The sequence below is a fragment of the Serratia sp. PL17 genome (assembly GCF_017832355.1).
GTDB lineage: Bacteria > Pseudomonadota > Gammaproteobacteria > Enterobacterales > Enterobacteriaceae > Serratia.
Map to the genome: position 1 here is coordinate 1,737,368 of NZ_JAFIBY010000001.1, position 20,339 is coordinate 1,757,706.

At 52.5% G+C, this 20,339-nt stretch carries 19 protein-coding genes; 12 read left to right on the plus strand and 7 right to left on the minus strand.

All coding sequences use genetic code 11. From position 1 onward, the window contains the following. The first annotated feature begins 103 nt into the window (after positions 1 to 103). The 3 genes from grxB (at position 104) to JOE25_RS08365 (ending at position 3,121) form a co-directional block, all read left to right on the plus strand. Entirely contained in the window at positions 104 to 751 is a 648-nt protein-coding gene (gene grxB / locus JOE25_RS08355) for a glutaredoxin 2 (protein ID WP_209634019.1), read from the plus strand. 28 nt (positions 752 to 779) lie between these two features. Beyond that, entirely contained in the window at positions 780 to 2,420 is a 1,641-nt protein-coding gene (locus JOE25_RS08360) for an AarF/UbiB family protein (protein ID WP_209634022.1), read from the plus strand. Between the two features lie 137 nt (positions 2,421 to 2,557). Beyond that, positions 2,558 to 3,121, plus strand: coding sequence for a lipoprotein (locus JOE25_RS08365; RefSeq protein ID WP_012145524.1), 564 nt, complete (start codon positions 2,558 to 2,560; stop codon positions 3,119 to 3,121). A gap of 89 nt (positions 3,122 to 3,210) precedes the next feature. Here JOE25_RS08365 and yebF read toward each other — a convergent pair whose 3' ends face one another. The 4 genes from yebF to dbpA all read right to left on the minus strand — a co-directional run bounded on the left by yebF (position 3,211) and on the right by dbpA (position 5,783). Then, entirely contained in the window at positions 3,211 to 3,570 is a 360-nt protein-coding gene (yebF, locus tag JOE25_RS08370; RefSeq protein ID WP_209634024.1) for a protein YebF, read from the minus strand. Between the two features lie 70 nt (positions 3,571 to 3,640). After that, on the minus strand, positions 3,641 to 3,949 hold the full coding sequence (gene yqfB / locus JOE25_RS08375; protein WP_209634026.1) for a N(4)-acetylcytidine aminohydrolase: 309 nt from the start codon (positions 3,947 to 3,949) through the stop codon (positions 3,641 to 3,643). Positions 3,950 to 3,988: 39 nt separating this feature from the next. Continuing rightward, positions 3,989 to 4,312: a YebG family protein gene (locus JOE25_RS08380; RefSeq protein ID WP_209634028.1), complete on the minus strand. Its 324-nt coding sequence runs from the start codon at positions 4,310 to 4,312 to the stop codon at positions 3,989 to 3,991. 88 nt (positions 4,313 to 4,400) lie between these two features. Further along, complete coding sequence (dbpA, locus tag JOE25_RS08385; protein WP_209634030.1) at positions 4,401 to 5,783, minus strand: ATP-dependent RNA helicase DbpA; 1,383 nt, start codon at positions 5,781 to 5,783, stop codon at positions 4,401 to 4,403. 243 nt (positions 5,784 to 6,026) lie between these two features. Between dbpA and purT the strand changes: the two genes are divergently transcribed. Continuing rightward, on the plus strand, positions 6,027 to 7,205 hold the full coding sequence (purT, locus tag JOE25_RS08390; RefSeq protein WP_209634032.1) for a formate-dependent phosphoribosylglycinamide formyltransferase: 1,179 nt from the start codon (positions 6,027 to 6,029) through the stop codon (positions 7,203 to 7,205). Between the two features lie 33 nt (positions 7,206 to 7,238). Here the strand turns inward: purT and JOE25_RS08395 are convergent, their stop codons facing one another. Beyond that, positions 7,239 to 7,481, minus strand: a complete 243-nt coding sequence (locus JOE25_RS08395; protein WP_209634034.1) for a YoaH family protein — start codon at positions 7,479 to 7,481, stop codon at positions 7,239 to 7,241. Between the two features lie 63 nt (positions 7,482 to 7,544). Beyond that, positions 7,545 to 8,552 (minus strand): glycosyltransferase, encoded by a 1,008-nt coding sequence (locus tag JOE25_RS08400; protein ID WP_209634036.1) that lies wholly within the window; start codon positions 8,550 to 8,552, stop codon positions 7,545 to 7,547. Positions 8,553 to 9,049: 497 nt separating this feature from the next. Here JOE25_RS08400 and pabB point away from each other — a divergent pair, with 497 nt between their 5' ends. The 4 genes from pabB (at position 9,050) to JOE25_RS08420 (ending at position 14,709) form a co-directional block, all read left to right on the plus strand. Beyond that, a complete protein-coding gene (pabB, locus tag JOE25_RS08405) occupies positions 9,050 to 10,423 on the plus strand; it encodes an aminodeoxychorismate synthase component 1 (RefSeq protein ID WP_209634038.1) in 1,374 nt (457 codons plus the stop codon). Then, positions 10,420 to 10,998 carry a CoA pyrophosphatase gene (locus tag JOE25_RS08410; protein WP_209634040.1) on the plus strand — a complete coding sequence of 193 codons (579 nt, stop codon included), beginning with the start codon at positions 10,420 to 10,422 and terminating at the stop codon, positions 10,996 to 10,998. The genes pabB and JOE25_RS08410 overlap by 4 nt, the downstream gene beginning before the upstream one ends. Positions 10,999 to 11,444: 446 nt before the next feature. Beyond that, entirely contained in the window at positions 11,445 to 12,809 is a 1,365-nt protein-coding gene (sdaA, locus tag JOE25_RS08415) for an L-serine ammonia-lyase (RefSeq protein WP_209634042.1), read from the plus strand. Between the two features lie 283 nt (positions 12,810 to 13,092). Next, entirely contained in the window at positions 13,093 to 14,709 is a 1,617-nt protein-coding gene (locus JOE25_RS08420; protein WP_209634044.1) for an EAL domain-containing protein, read from the plus strand. A gap of 18 nt (positions 14,710 to 14,727) precedes the next feature. Here JOE25_RS08420 and JOE25_RS08425 read toward each other — a convergent pair whose 3' ends face one another. After that, positions 14,728 to 16,272 (minus strand): TerC family protein, encoded by a 1,545-nt coding sequence (locus JOE25_RS08425; protein ID WP_209634046.1) that lies wholly within the window; start codon positions 16,270 to 16,272, stop codon positions 14,728 to 14,730. Positions 16,273 to 16,844: 572 nt separating this feature from the next. Between JOE25_RS08425 and manX the strand changes: the two genes are divergently transcribed. The 4 genes from manX to JOE25_RS08445 all read left to right on the plus strand — a co-directional run bounded on the left by manX (position 16,845) and on the right by JOE25_RS08445 (position 20,167). Further along, the gene (gene manX, locus JOE25_RS08430; RefSeq protein WP_209634048.1) at positions 16,845 to 17,816 is read left to right on the plus strand and encodes a PTS mannose transporter subunit IIAB; all 972 of its coding nucleotides are present in this window, start codon (positions 16,845 to 16,847) and stop codon (positions 17,814 to 17,816) included. Between the two features lie 181 nt (positions 17,817 to 17,997). After that, positions 17,998 to 18,795 carry a PTS mannose/fructose/sorbose transporter subunit IIC gene (locus tag JOE25_RS08435; RefSeq protein WP_037419902.1) on the plus strand — a complete coding sequence of 266 codons (798 nt, stop codon included), beginning with the start codon at positions 17,998 to 18,000 and terminating at the stop codon, positions 18,793 to 18,795. A gap of 15 nt (positions 18,796 to 18,810) precedes the next feature. Next, positions 18,811 to 19,653 carry a PTS mannose transporter subunit IID gene (locus JOE25_RS08440; protein WP_209634050.1) on the plus strand — a complete coding sequence of 281 codons (843 nt, stop codon included), beginning with the start codon at positions 18,811 to 18,813 and terminating at the stop codon, positions 19,651 to 19,653. A gap of 55 nt (positions 19,654 to 19,708) precedes the next feature. Next, positions 19,709 to 20,167 carry a DUF986 family protein gene (locus tag JOE25_RS08445; protein WP_209634052.1) on the plus strand — a complete coding sequence of 153 codons (459 nt, stop codon included), beginning with the start codon at positions 19,709 to 19,711 and terminating at the stop codon, positions 20,165 to 20,167. Positions 20,168 to 20,339 lie beyond the last annotated feature (172 nt).

The following is a 20,339-nucleotide window of genomic DNA, read 5'->3' on the forward strand; positions in this document are numbered from 1 at the left end:
GCGGATCAAACAACAATAACGCACCTTCCCGCAAGAACTCTTCGCGACAGCCTCAGTATGCTGTGATAACTATTGCTATTAAAACCTGACAACCGGAGCAAGCATGAAACTGTTTATCTACGATCATTGCCCATTCTGCGTTAAAGCCCGCATGATTTTCGGCCTGAAAAACCTGCCCGTTCGCCTGGTCACCTTACTCAACGATGATGAAGCGACGCCTGTCAGTATGATTGGCAAGAAAATGGCCCCTATCTTGCAAAAAGATGACGGCAGCTATCTGCCTGAAAGCATGGATATCGTGCACTACGTCGATAATCTTGATGGCAAGCCGCTGTTAACGGGGAAAACCAACCCAGCGATCGCCGACTGGTTGCAGCGCGTCAGCAGCTATAGCCTTTACTTATTGCTGCCCCGTTTTGCCAATGCTGACTTCGAAGAATTCGCCACTGACGGTGCACGCCAATACTTCACCGATAAAAAGCAGGCTGCAATCGGCAATTTTGCGAAGCACCTCGGTGACAGTGCCGATTTGATTGCCCAATTGGAAACGGACCTCCAGGCACTTTCCGGGCTGATTGTCTCCCCTGAAGCAGTAAAGGGTACGTTGTCTGAAGACGATATTCACCTGTTCCCACTGCTGCGTTCGTTGTCGATCGTCGCCGGGCTGACACTTCCGGAAAACGTGGAAGCCTATCGCAACCGTATGGCACAGCGTAGCGATATACCGCTGTTGTTCGATATGGAACAGTAATCCCATGCAATAAGGATATAGCGCGCAAATGTTAAAAATGGTGCTCGTCACTGCCCGCGATCGGGCAAGGCTGAAAGAGATTTCTGCGGTACTCATCCGCTACGGATTACAAGATGTCATTCGCCTGCTCGGCCTGAGTACCCTGCTGGGCAGCAATGACGTGGGCAATCAGCCGCAAGACAGCCAAACATTGCCGCAGCGTTTGCGCGCCGCACTTGAAGCGCTCGGACCCACCTTTGTCAAATTTGGCCAAATTCTGGCAACTCGCTCAGACTTGCTGGATTCAAGTTGGACTGACGAACTTGATCGTCTGCACAGTCAAGCCGCCACCTTACCCTGGGGCGAACTGGCGCCACAAATTACAGCGGACTTGGGTGGGGATCCTCACAACCTGTTTGCTGAGTTTGACGACGTGCCTCTGGCGGCTGCATCAATGGCGCAAATTTACCGTGCCCGGCTGCACAGTGGTGAAGCCGTGGTGATCAAAGTGCTGCGCCCCGGCCTGGCGAAAACCATTCATGCCGATTTGCGCCTTCTGGCCTATTTGGCGGAAACCGTAGAGCAGCAAAGTCCGGCATTGGCCCGTTATCGACCACGTCAGATGGTACGAGCGCTGGCAACCGCACTTAATCATGAACTGGATCTGACTCACGAAGGCAATAACTGTGAGCGGGTCGCCCAACAGTTTGCACAGCAACCTGATGTTGTCATCCCGAAAATTTATTGGCCGCTGTCGTCAAAGCGCCTGCTAGTGCAGCAATTTTTGCCCGGCATAGCACCGGAAAATCCGCAACAACTGGCAGCGGCAGGCTTCGATGGCCCGCTGCTCGCACGACGCGGCGCTCAGGCCTTTATGAAAATGGTGCTGGAGCACCGTCTCTATCACGCCGATCCGCATCCGGGCAACGTCATGGCCCTGGCGGATAACCGTGTCGGCTTTATCGACTTTGGCATGGTCGGCCAGCTTTCCGAACGGCGACGCAATCAGCTATTGCTGTTGCTGCAAGCCATTGCTGAAAGGGAATCTGGAGGGATCGTCAATACCTTGATCGCCTGGTCAGACAGCGATCCTTTGGATCTTCTGGATCTGGAGTTGGCGGCCCAAAACTTTCTCGATAAGCAAGCCTCTGCCACCTTAACGTTGGGCAAGGCGCTGGCTGATTTGCTGGTAATGGCACGCGAACATCAGCTGGCGCTCCCGCCGGATCTGGTGCTGTTGTTCAAGGCCTTAATCACCGCAGATGGTGTACTGCACCGCTTAGATCCCAACTTCGATATCATCGCGACCCTAAAACCCATGCTGCAACAGGTCATGTTGCAACGTTACGCCCCAGAAGCGGTGCGACGACGCATGCTGGCACTGGGCGGTGAGGCACTCGACGCAGGTGAAGAACTCCCGCAGACGCTACGCCTGTTAATGCGTCGGCTGAAACGCGGTCAGCTCAGCGCCGACATCAACCTCAAGAACATTGATCAGCTGAGCAAAGCATTGGAACGGGCCGCCGTCACGCTGGCCATAGCCATCGTCACCGCCGCCTTCGCTCTCGGCCTGGCACCTTTCCTGATGCAATCATCGGTGCACCTATGGGGCATCCCGCTGTTTCCTGCACTGGGTGCACTGGCCTGTCTTGGTGGCGTGTTGTTGTTGGTGCTGCGTCTGCGGCGCTAAACAATTTCAGCGTTATCCGATAGGTCATGTCAGATTTCCCGCGCACTATCAATATTATCCCAGGTTCCGGAATGAGCGCTGTATACTGCGCCCATAGCAATCAGGGCGCTTTAGTCGCCCCTTACATGTGAGTACTTATGAAGAAGATTTTAATGGGTGTTGCTGCCCTGGCGTTCGTCGGCGCATTGGTCGGTTGCAATCAGCTGACCCAGTACACGCTCAGCGAGCAAGAAGTGAACGACTACCTGCAAAAACATAACGATTACCAAAAGCAGATCGGTGTGCCGGGGTTGCTGGACGCCAATATCGTACTGACTCAATTGCAGAGCCAAATTGGCCGCAGTGAACCCGGCAAGGTTACCCTTTCTGGCGATGCGAAAGTGAATATTACCTCGATTCTCGGCCCGCAGACGGCAGATTTGAAGCTAACGCTGAAAGCACAACCGGTCTATGATCGTGAGCAAGGCGCGGTATTCCTGAAGGACATGGAATTGACTGACTATAGCGTGCAGCCGGAGAAAATGCAGACAGTGATGAAAGCGCTGACGCCGTATCTGAATCAGTCGCTAAAATCCTATTTTGATCAAAAACCGGCCTACGTTCTGAACCCGGACAACAGTAAAACAGAGGCAATGGCCAAGAAACTGGCCAAAGGATTGGAAGTAAAACCGGGTGAATTGGTCATCCCATTTACTGACTAACACTAGCCTGGAACAAACAGCCCGCTGAATAAGGCGGGCTTAATATTTTCAGGCAGGCAAACGTAAACGACACCGCCAGAAATCGGGTATTACTGTGGTTCACTGTAGGTGATTTTGCCCGCATTGCAGTCGAGGGTGACGTTGTAGGTTTTATCCTGCTTAGTGCCGCGTACTGTCAACGGCACCTGCCAGACGGCATCTTTGCCGGAAATAGCGTCTGGGCTTACCCATGCGATCGGGGTAGCGGTACCCAGCAGCTTTTTATCCGATTCCCAGCGTGTAATGCGGTTTTGTAGATAATCGCGTTTCACCTGTGCAGCAACGTCTGCCGGTTGCAGACCCGCGCATTGCGCCACTTTGGCGCTACGTTGCTCTTGCGCCTGCACCGTCGTGGTTAAACCTGCCATGGCCAACAGTGCTACGGCTAAACTCAGACCTGTTGTTCTCATATTCCCTCCAGTTGTGATTTACGCTATCCGCAGGCATTTGCCCTTGGCTCACAACTGGTCTGGCGAAAGATCAGCGCTTCGCGAAGGTGATGACAAACAGCTCATCCAGCCCCGGATAGATTTCCTTGATCACCTGCTTCAGCTCGCTGAGCGACATGTTTTCCTGCCGAGCATGCAGCTCGGTTAACGCATCCAGCCGTACCGGCGTGACTGACAGGACTTCAATCATGCAAAAGAATACGTTGTCTTCATTACGGCTAACACGTAAGACCTCACCGGGTTCAAAGTGAGATTCACTGGCATCCCGAATGGTGATGGTCTTGAGACCGGCCAAGATGTCTTGTTCAAAGCGACTGAAGAAAGTTATTTCACGGCTCATTCTAGATCCTTTTTCATCACATTGCCGCAACATAAGTCATTATGCTGCCTGCTTTTCTGACGCAGATCCCTCTTTTGTGGTAGCGACAGGTTTTTCCGCTTTAACTTTGGCCGGTTTCTTCGGTGTTTCCACCGGCGCGGCGCCGCGCAGGATTTGCCCCAGCACGTCTTTATTCTCCGCCAGGAAGAAACTCAGCCCTTCACGTTGCTCGTCATCCAGGCTCAATGGCGCCTGTTGCAACCATTCACCAAGGCTGTCGGCCAGATCCAGCATTTTGTCGTAAGCATCGGCTTCTTTCTTGGTTGCGAAAGTCATCTTTTCCTCACCGTTTCTCACCACCACATAGTGAACTTCAACTGCCATATGCGCATTCCTCAAAGGTTAGAATACTGTAATTTTATACAGTATAAGGTGATTTTACGCAGGGATGCAAGTGCACCCCTGACGTGATTTATTTCAACAACCGCACCTTGCAGTTCTTACCCTTGATTTTACCCTGTGTGAGCTGTTGCAGTGCCTTACGGGCGCTCGCCTTGCGGATCGCCACATAAGCATGCACGGGGAACATGTCTATCTTGCCCACTTCTGCTGCCGTTAACCCGGCGTCGCCGGTCAAGGCACCAAGAATGTCACCAGGACGGATTTTGGCCTTACGCCCACCGTCGATACACAAGGTGACCATCTCGGCTTCAAGTGTCGTATGGCTCGCGCCACTCAGTTCAGACACCGGTGCCCAGTTAACTCTTATCTGCAAATACTCTTCAATCGCATGCGCTCGCGCCATTTCCTGCGGTGTGCACAGGCTAATTGCCAGGCCGCTCAGGCCAGCGCGGCCGGTACGACCTATACGGTGTACATGCACTTCGGGATCAAATGCCAGTTCATAATTGACAACCAGTTCCAGCTCTTTAATGTCCAGACCGCGTGCAGCAACGTCGGTCGCCACCAGTACACGGCAGCTACGGTTGGCAAAGCGCACCAGAACCTGATCGCGATCGCGCTGTTCCAGATCGCCATGCAGCGCCAATACGTTTATGCCTCGCGCTTCCAGCGCTTCATATACGCTCTGGCAATCACGTTTAGTGTTACAGAACACCACGCAGGAAGACGGTTGATAATGACGAATGGCCGACACCAACACCGCTGGGCGCTGATCGCGGGTGGTTTCATAGAAACGTTGTTCGATGGTGGTTTGTTCTTCACCGTCGTCCACTTCCACATTTAACGGATTGCGCTGTACGCGGGCACTGATGCGTTCAATACCGCTCGGATAGGTTGCCGAGAACAGTAGCGTCTGACGTTGCGGCGGCGTATAGCTGATCACATCGTCGATGTCATCGGCAAAACCCATGTCCAGCATGCGGTCGGCTTCGTCCAAGACCAGCACTTTCAGTTCGTCCAACACCAGCGTTTTCTTACGCAGGTGTTCCTGAATACGCCCCGGTGTCCCCACGACAATATGCGGTGCATGCACCAGGGAGTCGAGCTGTGGCCCCATAGGCTGGCCACCACACAGGGTCAAAATTTTGATGTTTTGAGTGAAGCGGGCAAGACGGCGCAGCTCTTTGCTCACCTGGTCCGCCAGTTCACGTGTCGGGCACAGGATTAGCGCCTGCGCAGCCACTTGGGCAACGTTAATTTTATCCAGCAGGCCGATGCCGAATGCCGCCGTTTTACCGCTGCCGGTTTTTGCTTTGGCACGTACGTCCTGCCCTTTCAGGATGGCGGGCAATGCAGCAGCCTGCACCGGTGTCATTTCGGCATACCCCAATTCGTTGAGGTTGGCCAACTGTTCGGCTGGCAGCGGCAGGGAAGAAAAAGAAACTGTGCTCACGGCGATAACTCTTATATGGCAAATGGAATGGCGGCGCGCCCATGGGCAGCACCGAATTAACCGCAGATGATAACAGAGATAGGGGGGATTACGGATTTCACACATAAAAAAAGCCGCCACTTGCGGGTTTTGACGGCGGTGGCAGCAATAGGTTGGCCTTCGGCTGCACACGCAAACGTTTTCGTATATACTGCACGCCCATTATCAGACCGCTTTACACTCCACAGATCCAGGTACGAGACTATGTTAACTATTGGAACCGCCCTGCGCCCCTCCGCCACCCGCGTTATGCTGCTCGGCTCCGGCGAGCTGGGTAAAGAAGTTGCCATCGAATGCCAGCGTTTGGGACTGGAAGTGATCGCTGTTGATCGCTACGCCGATGCTCCCGCCATGCACGTGGCACACCGCAGTCACGTTATTAACATGCTGGACGGCAACGCGCTGAAAGCCGTGATTGAACAGGAACGTCCTGACTATATCGTGCCAGAGATCGAAGCCATTGCCACCAGCATGCTGGTTGAGCTGGAACAGCAAGGACACCATGTGGTGCCCTGCGCCGAGGCAACGCGACTGACCATGAACCGCGAAGGCATCCGCCGCTTGGCCGCAGAAACGCTCGGTCTGCCCACCTCGCCTTATCGGTTTGCTGATGACAAAGTGACATTCCAGCAGGCTGTCGATGACATCGGCTATTCCTGCATCATCAAGCCGGTCATGAGTTCATCCGGCAAAGGCCAAAGCCTGATCCGCCGTCCGGAACAGCTAAACGCAGCCTGGGAGTATGCCCAACAGGGTGGCCGTGCCGGGGGCGGTAAAGTGATTGTCGAAGGTCTTGTGGAGTTCGACTTTGAAATCACCCTGCTCACCATCAGTGCAATTGATGGCGTGCATTTCTGTGCGCCAATCGGCCATCGCCAGGAAGATGGGGATTACCGCGAATCATGGCAACCTCAACAGATGAGCGATCTGGCGTTGAGCCGTGCGCAGGCGATTGCGGAAAACGTGGTGAAAGCATTGGGGGGTTTTGGTCTGTTCGGTGTAGAACTGTTTGTGTGTGGGGACGAGGTTATTTTCAGCGAAGTGTCCCCACGGCCGCATGATACCGGCATGGTGACCTTGATTTCGCAAGATCTGTCCGAGTTCGCCCTGCACGTTCGCGCTTTCCTGGGTCTGCCCATTGGTGCGATCCGCCAGTTCGGGCCTTCGGCATCCGCAGTCATTCTGCCACAGTTGACCAGCCGTGACCTGCGTTTCAGCGGTCTGGACCACGCGCTGGTCGGTCACAACCAACTGCGTTTATTCGGTAAACCGGACATTTACGGTCAACGTCGGATGGGTGTCGCGCTGGCTACGGCAGAAAACATAGCGCTGGCGGTAGAATCAGCCAAACAGGCTGCGGCTGCGGTCGTGGTTGAAGGGTAATTCTTTGGGGCCGGCTTGCCGGCCCCTGAAATATCAATAGTTTTCGTCTTCTTCCGAGTCATCATCAGCCAGATCGTCCGGCCGTTCCTGATGCTCTTCATCGTCTTCGTCATCAAACAGCACGCTGACCTGGTCACCCTGGTGTTTTTCGCGGATTTCCTGTGCAACGCGCGCAATGGCTTCACCACTGCTCATGCCTTGTTCCATCAACGAATGGATACGATCAGCAGCTTCCTGCTGCTCTAGATGGCTCAGGGACGGCATACCTGCAAGCATGTGTTTCTCTCCGGCAAAATGGAGAGCGAGTATACCCCCTAAACCGACGGATCCCAACGCTTGTTATTCAGCAGCCGGTTGCGAAACATGCTCACCGTGCCGCCACTGTTTCAGACGATGGAGCCAGAGTATGACGTGCCAGCCTTGTTTTAGACCACGCGCATTGGCGAACATGGCGCGATCAATACCGCGTTGGTAGAATTCATCGGTGATTTGGCACTGTGCAGCCAGTTCAGGTTCACGGCGGATACTGTGGCAAATACCCAATGCTTCGCGCGTGATTTGCCAATGGAAAGCAGGCCTGATGTCGATTTTTCTCGCGTAACGCTGGTTAAGTACCCTCAGCATCTCCACGATTTTCATATAATGGCGCTGATATTCCACGTTGGCTTTACCAATACGGCGGCGATTGCTAATCGATTGGTCATGAACACGCTGGCGATACAGCGCTTTGCTGATATATTTCACCCGCTTGGCATTAAACATCACTTCGGTGGTCCAGGGAATGTCTTGGTGATGTAAACCCGGCTCGAAATACAACTGATGCTGTTTAATAAAATCAAGGCGATAAACGGCTAACCACACCACATGAATAAATTTTCTTGATTTCAGCGCGCGCTCCAACCATTGAACACCGCTTATAACCTGTGTATCGCCCAGTCGTTTGAGTGGAATAATCGGTTGAAGCTCACCCTCATGGGAAAAATAACGTTCACCATTGCACTGCATAACATCCAGCTGATTTTTTTCGGCCAGTTCAATCAAGGTTGAATACATCTCAGGCGCCAGTAAATCATCCGCGTCAGGAAACGCGACATATTTCCCTTTGGCAACGGCCAACCCGGCATTGCGTGCGCAGGACACACCCGCGTTACGCTGATCAATGACAGTAATGTGTGGGTGCTGTCGGGCATAACGATGGGCGATATCGCCAGAGCCATCGCTGGAACCGTCATTGACGATGATCACTTCCAATCGCTGTTCATTTTGGGCCAGCAATGAAGCCAGAAAAGGCTCAAACAGCTCGCCCACGTTGTGCAACGGGACAATAACACTCAGCATTAGGGGCATAGGCAGCTCTTCGTAAAAAGTAACGAATGAATATTCTTAAAATATCAGGGTGCATTTAAATAAAATGAAGCACTTGCCAGTCGATTTACTCGAAGGCATACATGCATCTTGTTACCATTTATATTTTTATACGTACGCTCTCACAGGCAGTAATTCATTACCCAAATTACAGAACACCTTGGCATTGTTAATAAAATAATCGCCTGTACCATCAGCCAATGATAACAACCAAAAACAATAACCGCGTGAAACTAATAATTTAATTTTCCGTTTGTGATTTTAGATAAAAAAATATATCGAGCATTGACTGATGTAATTATTTTTAACATAGTAAACTTTAGCTAAAGTCGCAAAAAATGCTTCATTTGCAAAATTGTTTACTCACCGTTTATGTAAAGTGTGCTTCAGCCACTGAGACCAAGACATGCACCCGCCGGTTGAATATGGCAGAATAGCCAACAGAAACAGCCGTCTGTTAGTCAGGTTTATTGAGGCCCATGAGCATAACTGCACCGAATCTTAAGTCTTTACCTTATACCCGCACTGCACTGTTAGAGCTGTTTGCACCGCTTGCACAGCAGCCTTGGGCGATGCTGTTGCATTCCGGTTTTGCCGAACACCCACACAACCGTTTCGATATCCTGGTCTCCGCCCCCTGCGCTACCTTAACCACACGGGGTTCCCTCACCGAGATCCACTGCGGTGAAGCGCATTGGCAATCTTCGGAAGACCCTTTCAGTCTGTTGCAACAGCAACTGGATCAACTGAACCTGCACCCGGCGATGGATACCTGCCTGCCCTTTCAGGGCGGCGCACTGGGGTTGTTCGGTTATGATTTGGGCCGCCGCGTGGAAAAACTGCCGCAATTGTCTCAGGCAGATATCACACTGCCGGATATGGCGATCGGCATTTATAACTGGGCTTTGATTGCCGATCATCACCGACAAACGCTGACACTGCTGAGTTATGACGATGTAGAGCAGCGCTGGCAATGGCTCAAGGGCCAGCAACCTGAAACCCGACGCGCATTCACGTTGACCCGTTGCTGGCAAGCCAATATGACGCGGCAACAGTACGGTGAAAAATTTCAGCGCATTCAGCGTTATCTGCGCAGTGGTGACTGTTATCAAATCAATCTGGCACAGCGATTCTCTGCTGAGTATCAGGGCGATGAATGGCAAGCATTTCAGCAATTAAGCGCCAGTAATCGTGCGCCCTTTTCTGCCTTCTTGCGCTTGCCACACAACACCGTCATGAGCGTTTCACCCGAGCGTTTTCTATGGCTGGAAGATCACCATATCCAGACGCGTCCCATTAAAGGCACCCTGCCGCGCCTGGCCGATCCTGAGCAGGATGCTCAGCAAGCGCAACGGTTGGCGAATTCCGCCAAAGACCGCGCGGAAAACTTGATGATTGTCGATCTGCTGCGTAATGATATTGGCCGTGTCGCCGAGCCTGGCAGCGTGAAGGTTCCCGAGTTATTTGTGGTAGAGCCCTTCCCAGCGGTGCATCATCTGGTTAGCACTATCACGGCGACCCTGCCGGAACACACCCCTGCGACGGAATTGCTGCGCGCGTGTTTCCCCGGCGGTTCCATTACCGGTGCCCCCAAAGTGCGTGCGATGGAGATCATTGAAGAGTTGGAGCCACAACGGCGCAACGCGTATTGCGGCAGTATTGGGTACATCAGCGTCTGCGGTACCATGGACACCAATATCACCATTCGCACACTCATCACCGAAAACAACCGTATTTACTGTTCCGCCGGTGGCGGTATCGTTGCCGACAGCCAGGAACAGGCGGAGTATCAGGAAACCTTTGATAAAGTTGGCCGCATCTTGCCACAACTGGGGGAGTTTACCGCGTCGTGAACCAGCCGACTTATCCAACCTCATTGGCAGCCTTTATCAGCCGTTTTCAGTTGCAGCTGCCACAGGCGTCGCAAATCTCACATAACGTTCGCCCGGCGGCAGTGTTGATACCTATCATCTGCCGCCCTGAGCCGACGTTGTTGCTCACCCGCCGCGCCGACTCGCTGCGCAAACATCCTGGACAGGTCGCCTTCCCTGGCGGCAAAACCGACGCCGACGACGGTTCATCGGTGATCACCGCCCTGCGGGAAGCTTATGAAGAAGTGGCGATCCCACCGGAGGCGGTGACCATCTTGGGGCAACTGGCACCCCTCGACAGCAGTACCGGCTTCCAGGTTACCCCTGTTGTGGGGCTTATTTCTCCAGATGTACGATTCGTCGCCAACGCAGACGAAGTTGCCGATGTTTTTGAAATGCCATTACACGAAGCATTGACGCTATCGCGCTATTACCCACTCGATATTCAGCGTGCCGGTCATTCCCACCGCATTTATCTTTCCTGGTATCAGAGCCAATTTGTCTGGGGATTAACCGCCGCCATCATCCGGCGCCTGGCGCAGCAGGTCAGTATTTAGCATCAATTCCGTGACCCCGATCACAAGCCAAACGGTTACCTGCGTAGTTGGCGCGGGTAAAGCGATCGGCATCACTTCATTTGTTTGCTTTTTCAACTACCGTTCTGGCTATCAGAGTTTTAAAAAAACTGTAAACCCTCTCTTCAACCTTACGAAATACCTGTAAAATACTGCCGTCCGGGATAAACCACTATTTTAGCAAGGTTTAAACTGGCCGCGTTCAGCACGGGAAGCAGGCGCGATTGCCATTAACGGAGTTTAGGCAACGGAAGGTTCCAGGGCCGGCCGAATGTCTGAGGCAATCACTAACAGAAGTAACACCACGGATTATTTTATTTCATGCGAAAAAGACAACCGAACCCGTACGGTCCTTTTACAATATCGCTGTTCCCTGCGCGGTTTTTAACCGCTGCAGCCATAACAATATGCCTCTAAGGAGTTTTAGCGTGATTAGCGTTTTCGACATGTTTAAGATCGGCATCGGCCCGTCCAGCTCTCATACGGTTGGACCGATGAAAGCCGGCAAACAGTTTGTCGACGATCTGGTAAATAAAGGCCTGATGCCTTCTATCACGCGTGTTGCTGTAGATGTTTACGGCTCACTCTCATTGACCGGTAAAGGTCACCATACCGATATCGCTATCATCCTCGGCCTGGCAGGTAATATGCCGGATACCGTTGATATCGATAGCATCCCGGGTTTTATTCGCGATGTAGAACAACGTCAACGCCTGATGCTGGCCAATGGCCAGCATGAAGTCGATTTCCCGCGTGATGGCGGCATGGTTTTCCGCAGCGACAACCTGTCACTGCATGAAAACGGCATGCAAATCCACGCCTTCGCCGGGGATAAACAAGTTTACAGCAAGACTTACTATTCTATCGGCGGGGGTTTTATCGTCGATGAAGAAAACTTCGGCAAGGCCGACGAGCATGAACTGAGTGTCCCATATCCGTTCAGTTTTGCTCGCGAAATGCTCGATCACTGCCGTGAAACCGGGTTGTCCCTGTCAGGCATGGTGATGCAAAACGAACTGGCATTGCACAGCAAACAGGACATCGAAACCTATTTCGGCAACATCTGGCAGACCATGCGCGCCTGTATTGATCGTGGCCTGAATACCGAAGGCGTGTTGCCGGGGCCGCTGCGTGTTCCACGCCGTGCATCCGCCTTGCGCCGTCTGCTGGTTTCCTCAGATAAACTGTCCAGTGACCCAATGAACGTGATTGACTGGGTCAATATGTTTGCACTGGCAGTGAACGAAGAGAACGCGGCAGGCGGCCGTGTTGTCACGGCGCCGACCAACGGGGCTTGCGGCATCGTACCGGCCGTGCTGGCGTACTATGACCACTTTATTGAGTCCGTTAGCCCAGACATTTACATCCGCTACTTTATGGCTGCGGGTGCCGTCGGTGCGCTGTACAAGATGAACGCCTCTATCTCCGGTGCCGAAGTCGGCTGTCAGGGTGAAGTGGGCGTGGCCTGTTCAATGGCTGCGGCCGGTCTGGCTGAACTCTTGGGCGGTAGCCCGGAGCAGGTGTGCATCGCGGCAGAAATCGGTATGGAACACAACCTGGGGCTGACCTGTGACCCGGTTGCCGGCCAGGTTCAGGTGCCGTGCATCGAACGTAACGCCATTGCTTCCGTGAAGGCGATCAACTCCGCACGCATGGCTTTGCGCCGTACCAGTGAACCTCGCGTATCGCTGGATAAGGTGATCGAGACCATGTACGAAACCGGTAAAGATATGAACGCTAAATACCGCGAAACCTCTCGCGGTGGCCTGGCGATCAAAGTGCAGTGCGACTAACGTCCTCACCCCGCCTTCACGGCGGGGTTTTTCTTGGTATGAACGCTGAGTAATCAAACCGCTAACACACACCAAGTGACAATGTCACGATAAAATATGTCGACACTGTCACGCCGATCCTGCGGTTAACCCGCAATTTAGCCCTCTGTTTCGCCAAATTTAAATAATTTACTGGGTTACCATCACTCTTGTATAACGACAGGCTAGAATTAGCCAAGTATCATTTAGGGCAGTTTGGCCTGGCGGTGATTTTTGGGCTGGCTTACCGAACAAGGATTTAGTGATGTTGATGACCCAACTTACCGTGACCAAATACCGTTATTACCGTTGGCTACTGGCCGGGGCGGTTGGGTTGGCTATTCTGCTACTCTCACTCTATACCCGTTATTACCAAGAACTTGGTACCATCGAACAAAACCGACAGTTTCTCGCTACCCGCACCGTTGCCAAAATTAATGATTTACTGACGCCCGCCCGACAACAAGCCGAACGATCCATGCCGATGTTGGACCAATCTTGTGAAACCGCAATGTCAGCATTGCGTTTCCGCGCCGCACAAAACCAGGCCTTACGTGCCATGTTATTGGTCAAAGATGGTGTTATTTACTGTTCCAGCCTGTTCGGCGCACGTAAGTATGATTTCAGCGCTATTTTACCCACCGTAGCAAACGATGGCGCGACACTGGTGCTGCGCCCTTCGTTAACCGTCGCCAAAGGGGTACCTACGCTGATCATGTGGACACCCGTTGCGCCAGGTGACAACCGCAACGGTGTGTTACACGTTTTCAATATAGAATTGCTGGCAAACTTTCTGCTGGAGCCTCAGGAACCCTTTGCACAGCGCGTGGTGTTAAACGTCGGCAATTACAGCCTGGAATACGGTCGTCGAGAGATCTTGCGCAGCGATACGCTGACGGCAGACCTACGGTATACGGCAAAATCTGCGCAGTATCCCTTCTCTATCTCATTATTTGGCCCACAGGCTAACATGCTGGCGCTGACGGCACTGCCGCGTCATATCCCATTGTCGCTGTTGATCAGTCTGCTGGCAGCCTATGTGGTGTATCTGCTGACAGCTAACCGCATGAGTTTGTCATACCATATTGGCCATGCCATTACCCATCGCGAGTTCCGTGTTTACTGTCAACCTATCATCAATGCCGAAACCGGCAGATGTGTTGGTGTTGAAACCTTGTTACGCTGGAAAAACAAACGTCAGGGCTGGATTTCACCTGATGTATTTATCCCGCTGGCAGAACAGCATGGCTTAATCATCTCCCTCACACGCTACCTGATAACCACTGTGGTAGAGAACCTGCATTTGTTCCCGCCACGCCCTTCGTTTTATATCAGCATCAATGTCGCCGCCGAGCATTTCAACGGGGTTACTATCATCGACGACATCCGCCGTCTGTGGCTGCCAGCCCATCCGATGCCGTCACTGATGCTGGAACTGACCGAGCGTACCGCATTGTCGGAAATTCAGTATGAGCAGATTAAAACGCTGAAAGAAATGGGTGTCATGCTGGCCATTGACGATTTTGGAACCGGGCATAGCTCTCTGAGTTATCTGAAAAAACTCAGCCCTGACGTATTGAAGATCGATCGCGGTTTTACTGCGGCAATCGGCACCGATGCGATTAACGCGACGGTCACCGATACCATTATTACCCTGGCACAGCGTTTGAAGCTGAAACTGGTGGCTGAAGGGGTAGAAACGGCCGAACAAGCGGATTATCTACGCTCACGTGATGTGAACGCCTTGCAAGGTTTCTATTTTGCCAAACCCATGCCGATCAATGTATTTCCGTTGTGGCTACAGCAATATGAATCGCGGTTACGGGCAATGAACAAGCGGGAAGAACGTCAAAGAGAAGAGGAACTCAAGCCGGAGGCATAATGCCCCCGGCCCGTGATATTACTGGTGCTCCTCGTCGTGAGGTTCCACTTTTGTGATACGCACCAGCTCGATACGGTACTCAGACACCTCGACGATTTCAAAACGCAGTCGATTAAGTTCTACCACATCACCCACGACCGGCATTTGGCCGTAGTGTGCCAGCAGGAACCCCGCCAAGGTGGCGTAATCCGCCGTTGGGCTAACCAAGTCTTCACAGTTTAGCGCCTGCTCCAGCGAGTGCATGTCAGCACCGCCTTTCACCAGCCAACTGTTGGATTCCACCACGATATCCGGCGTTTCATCCTCATCAGGGAATTCACCTGCGATCGCCTCCAACACATCCAGTGGCGTAACCAGTCCCTGCACTACGCCAAATTCGTTGGTGACGACGACCAAACGCCCTTTGGCACGTCGCAAGACTGCCAGCAGGTTAATCACGTCCATGGTCTCCGGCACGACGATCGGCGGTGTGCGCGCAGCGAATTCTGCGATATCTTCGCCCCGCTCTACTGCCACCAGCAGATCCTTGGCACGAACCACACCGATAATCTCATCCAGGGAGTCACGGCACACCGGGAACAGGCTGTGCGGCGTGTCCAGCAATTGTTCACGGACTTCTTCCCGTGAACGATCGCAATCCACCCATGAAATTTCGGTGCGCGGCGTCATGACGCTACGCAGGGAACGGGAGGCCAGCGTCAAAACACCGCTGATCATATAGCGTTCTTCTTCTGCGAAGGTTTCGTTTACCGGCATCGGCACTGCTTCATCTGTCTGCTGTGCTCGCTGTTGCCCCATCAAACGCATAATCGCTTCGGCGGTACGCTCACGCATAGGACGATGCGCCTGATGCTTGATAAAGTTACGGCGCGCGATTTGGTTAAACAGCTCAATCAGGATCGAGAAGCCAATCGCAGCGTACAGATACCCTTTCGGAATATGCATGCCAAAGCCTTCGGCGATCAGGCTCAAGCCGATCATCAACAGGAAGCTCAGACACAGCACCACGATAGTCGGATGCGCATTCACGAAGTTAGTCAGCGGTTTGGAAGCCACCAACATCACCACCATCGCGATAACCACGGCCGTCATCATTACCGCCAGGTCGTTCACCATCCCCACCGCGGTAATGACCGCGTCGAGCGAGAACACCGCATCAAGGATCACAATCTGCACCACAACAGCCCAGAACTTGGCGTAGCCCCGGTTAGCGCCATCTTGATGTGTTTGTCCTTCCAGCCGTTCGTGCAGCTCCATGGTGGCCTTGAACAACAGGAAGACACCACCGAACAGCAGGATCAAATCACGGCCAGAGAAGCTAAAGTCCGCCACGCTAAACAGCGGCGTGGTGAGCGTTACCATCCAGGAAATGACCGACAACAGGCCCAGACGCATAAACAGCGCCAGCGACAGACCGAGTATACGGGCTTTATCACGCTGCTTCGGTGGTAGCTTGTCGGCCAAAATGGCGATAAACACCAGGTTGTCGATACCCAGTACAATTTCCAACACCACCAGTGTCAGTAACCCAGCCCAAATTGAGGGGTCCATTAAAAATTCCATATCAGACTCCGAAAAAAAGACAGGATGGCCGAGCGATGCTCAGGCGTGACGATGCCGACGCAGGATTTGCGCAAACAACAGCAAGATAACGGGATTGCAGTACCGGGAGATGGCCGAACGGCCGTGTGATTTGTGCTACGCCAGCAGGTGGCGGGTGGAACCTTGAAAAACAGTAACTTCGGTGACAGTCCATAGGGTGGGCTGAGGCCCTTCACTCCTAAATATGAAAGAAGAAATACTCTAGCAGGAATTTTTTTGCCGGCAAAGAAGCTTTTTTACGTTCTGCATCGTCTTGTAACAGCTCTGTTGTTTAATTCCGCAAACACCGCGTTAAGACTTATCCGAGCGTTCAATAACAGAGCAATGTCACAAAATTTATTTTTTCACTCACTAAAATAAATGACGCTAACGTGGTTCAACGCGCACAGGCTTTTGAAACTGCGCGAGAAATGTTAAGAGCGGGTTTCCAAATATCTACCATAATGTATCTGAACCGCGGAAGTGACTGCCAGGAAGCAAATGAACTAAAGAACGACACAATCCGTGCATGAAGTTCAATGAGGAGGTAGCGAGTGGCAATAGCTATTATCATCGGCACACACGGGACCGCAGCGGAACAATTGCTGAAGACGACGGAAATGCTATTAGGCGAACAGGACAACGTCGCTTTTATAGATTTCGTCCCCGGTGAAAATGCCGAAACGTTAATCGAGAAATATAACGGAAAAATCAGCGGACTCGACACCAGCGGTGGCGTCCTGTTCCTGGTGGATACCTGGGGCGGCAGCCCTTTCAATGCGGCGAGCCGTATCGCCGTCGATAAAGAAAACTATGAGGTCGTCACCGGGGTTAACATTCCCATGCTGGTGGAAACATTCATGGCAAGAGACGACAACCCTGGCTTTGACGAATTGGTCGCGCTGGCGTTGGAAACTGGCCGTGAGGGTGTGAAAGCCCTGAAGAAACCAGCAGAAGAGAGTGTTAAGCCCGCGGCACAACAGAGTTCTCCCGTCGCAAAACCCGCAGCACCACAGGCACCTCTGGGCCCCAATGACCACATGAAGATCGGCCTGGCCCGCATCGATGACCGTTTGATCCACGGTCAGGTCGCGACCCGTTGGACCAAGGAAACTGACGTCACTCGCATTATCGTTGTCAGTGACGAAGTCGCCGCCGACCACGTTCGCAAAACCTTACTGACTCAGGTGGCCCCGCCCGGCGTCACCGCTCACGTGGTTGACGTAGCGAAAGCCATCCGCGTCTGGAATAACCCGAAGTACGCGGGTGAACGCGTGATGTTGCTATTTACCAACCCAACTGACGTGTGGCGTTTGGTGGAAGGCGGTGTGGACATCAAATCGGTGAATATCGGTGGTATGGCATTCCGCCAGGGTAAAACCCAGGTAAATAACGCCGTTTCTGTCGACGAAAAAGATATCGAGGCGTTTAAGAAATTAAACGAGCGCGGTATTGAATTGGAAGTGCGTAAAGTCTCGTCCGACAGCCGGTTAAAAATGATGGACCTGATTAACAAGCTCAATTAATGGCGACATTTCCCAAGATAATTGGAGTGGCATCGCAAAGGCACGTCTGCGAATCACCCGAAGCATAACGAACGATGTGACGAGGGTAAGCGGATTCAGCCAACAAAGATGCGGCTTCAAGTAGGAAGGGTATAGCCAATAATTATTTTACTCAGAGATCTTTGGTCATAGGAGAAGTGCAATGGAGATTACCACTCTTCAGATTGTACTGATATTTATCGTTGCCTGTATCGCCGGGATGGGTTCCGTCCTCGACGAGTTTCAGTTCCACCGTCCGCTGGTCGCTTGTACCCTGATCGGTTTTATTCTCGGTGATATGAAGACCGGCATCATCATCGGCGGTACGCTGGAGATGATCGCCCTGGGCTGGATGAACATCGGTGCGGCAGTTGCGCCAGATGCTGCGTTAGCGTCAATCATTTCTACCATTCTGGTTATTGCCGGCGGGCAAAGCGTCGGTGCCGGTATTGCCCTGGCCATCCCCTTGGCGGCGGCCGGACAAGTTCTGACCATCATCGTACGTACGCTGACCGTCGCCTTCCAGCACGCCGCGGACAGCGCGGCGGAACGCGGCAGTTTGCGCGCCATTACCTGGTTGCATATCTCTGCCCTGCTGCTGCAGGCGATGCGTATCGCTATTCCGGCGGTTATCGTCGCTATTTCAGTGGGTACCTCAGGCGTTCACGCACTGCTTAACTCGATCCCGGAAGTTGTCACCAGCGGCCTGAACATCGCCGGTGGGATGATCGTCGTCGTCGGTTACGCGATGGTGATCAACATGATGCGTGCCGGTTATTTGATGCCATTCTTCTACCTCGGCTTCGTGACCGCTGCCTTCACCAACTTTAACCTGGTCGCGCTGGGCGTCATCGGCGTGGTTATGGCCGTGCTTTATATCCAGCTCAGCCCGAAATACAACAAGTCTCAGGTTGTACAAGCCGGCCCGGCGAATAATGACCTCGATAACGAACTGGACTAGGAATAGGTGAGAGACATGGTTGATACAACAGCTCAAAAGAAACTCACGCCAGCCGATATTCGCGGTGTGTTTATGCGCTCGAATCTGTTCCAGGGTTCATGGAACTTCGAACGTATGCAAGCGCTGGGTTTTTGCTTCTCAATGGTACCGGTGATCCGTCGCCTGTATCCGGAAAATAACGACGACCGCAAACAGGCGATCAAACGCCACCTGGAGTTCTTTAACACCCACCCTTACGTGGCAGCGCCGGTGCTTGGCGTAACCATGGCAATGGAAGAACAACGCGCAAACGGTGCGCCTATCGACGATGCGGCCATTAACGGTATCAAAGTCGGTTTGATGGGGCCACTGGCCGGTGTGGGTGACCCGATCTTCTGGGGGACCGTACGCCCGGTATTTGCCGCGCTCGGTGCCGGTATTGCCATGAGTGGCAGCCTGCTTGGCCCGATATTGTTCTTTGTCCTGTTCAACCTGGTGCGCCTGTTGACCCGCTATTACGGCGTGGCTTACGGTTATCGCAAAGGGGTGGATATCGTCAATGATATGGGTGGCGGCTTCCTGCAAAAACTGACGGAAGGAGCGTCCATTCTCGGCCTCTTTGTCATGGGGGCGTTAGTCAACAAGTGGACGCACGTGAATATCCCGCTGGTCGTCTCGAAAATCACAGACCAGACCGGGCATACCACGGTCACCACCGTGCAAACCATCCTCGATCAGCTGATGCCGGGGTTGGTACCTCTGCTGCTGACCTTCGGGTGTATGTGGCTACTGCGCAAAAAAGTGAATGCGTTGTGGATCATCATCGGCTTCTTTGCCATCGGTATCTTCGGTTACTGGGTTGGTCTGTTGGGTCTGTAAAGGTGTTAACAGCCGGGGGGAAACCCCCGGCTTTTTTTATTTGTGGAGTTGAAAGATGTCGCTGACCGATGGCGTATTACTGATTTTCACCGCACTGATGCTGGTGTATGCGATTTACGATGAATTCGGCATGAACTTGCTGAAAGGCAAAACGTTACTGAAAGTGCAGTTGAAGCGTCGTAATCGGGTTGATTGTCTGATCTTTGTTGGCCTCGTCGCCATACTTATTTACCGTAATGTCACCACCCAAGGTGCGGCATTAACCACCTATCTGCTTATTTCTTTAGCACTGATCGCTATTTATATTTCTTATATCCGCTGGCCTAAATTGTTGTTTAAAGCGCAGGGCTTTTTTTATGCAAATGCCTTTATTGAATATAACCGTATTAAAGCCATGAATTTATCTGAAGATGGCATTCTGGTCATAGATTTGGAACAGCGACGATTACTGATTCAGGTGACTCAATTAGATGACCTAGAGAAAATTTATCACTTTTTTGTTGAAAATCAGTGAATAAAAAACAACCTCACCCCGTCGAGCAGCCCACCACGCGCTGAATGTGGATAATTAATCACCAGCGCACAAGGCTACCTGATTATTATTTACGCAACATTGTTGCACTAGCCTACATTATATTCCTTCTTGCACACTCCATTAATGAAAACAATTATCAATTCCAAACCAA

Excerpts from the sequence above, each read along its gene's own strand:
- JOE25_RS08380 (WP_209634028.1), bottom strand. The coding sequence starts at position 4,312 with ATGGCAGTTGAAGTTCACTATGTGGTGGTGAGAAACGGTGAGGAAAAG.
- JOE25_RS08395 (WP_209634034.1), bottom strand. The coding sequence starts at position 7,481 with ATGCTTGCAGGTATGCCGTCCCTGAGCCATCTAGAGCAGCAGGAAGCT.
- JOE25_RS08425 (WP_209634046.1), bottom strand. The coding sequence starts at position 16,272 with ATGGAATTTTTAATGGACCCCTCAATTTGGGCTGGGTTACTGACACTG.
- JOE25_RS08360 (WP_209634022.1), top strand. The coding sequence starts at position 780 with ATGTTAAAAATGGTGCTCGTCACTGCCCGCGATCGGGCAAGGCTGAAA.
- JOE25_RS08440 (WP_209634050.1), top strand. The coding sequence starts at position 18,811 with ATGGTTGATACAACAGCTCAAAAGAAACTCACGCCAGCCGATATTCGC.
- yebF (WP_209634024.1), bottom strand. The coding sequence starts at position 3,570 with ATGAGAACAACAGGTCTGAGTTTAGCCGTAGCACTGTTGGCCATGGCA.
- grxB (WP_209634019.1), top strand. The coding sequence starts at position 104 with ATGAAACTGTTTATCTACGATCATTGCCCATTCTGCGTTAAAGCCCGC.
- purT (WP_209634032.1), top strand. The coding sequence starts at position 6,027 with ATGTTAACTATTGGAACCGCCCTGCGCCCCTCCGCCACCCGCGTTATG.
- JOE25_RS08420 (WP_209634044.1), top strand. The coding sequence starts at position 13,093 with ATGTTGATGACCCAACTTACCGTGACCAAATACCGTTATTACCGTTGG.
- JOE25_RS08365 (WP_012145524.1), top strand. The coding sequence starts at position 2,558 with ATGAAGAAGATTTTAATGGGTGTTGCTGCCCTGGCGTTCGTCGGCGCA.
- yqfB (WP_209634026.1), bottom strand. The coding sequence starts at position 3,949 with ATGAGCCGTGAAATAACTTTCTTCAGTCGCTTTGAACAAGACATCTTG.
- JOE25_RS08435 (WP_037419902.1), top strand. The coding sequence starts at position 17,998 with ATGGAGATTACCACTCTTCAGATTGTACTGATATTTATCGTTGCCTGT.
- JOE25_RS08445 (WP_209634052.1), top strand. The coding sequence starts at position 19,709 with ATGTCGCTGACCGATGGCGTATTACTGATTTTCACCGCACTGATGCTG.
- JOE25_RS08400 (WP_209634036.1), bottom strand. The coding sequence starts at position 8,552 with ATGCCCCTAATGCTGAGTGTTATTGTCCCGTTGCACAACGTGGGCGAG.
- pabB (WP_209634038.1), top strand. The coding sequence starts at position 9,050 with ATGAGCATAACTGCACCGAATCTTAAGTCTTTACCTTATACCCGCACT.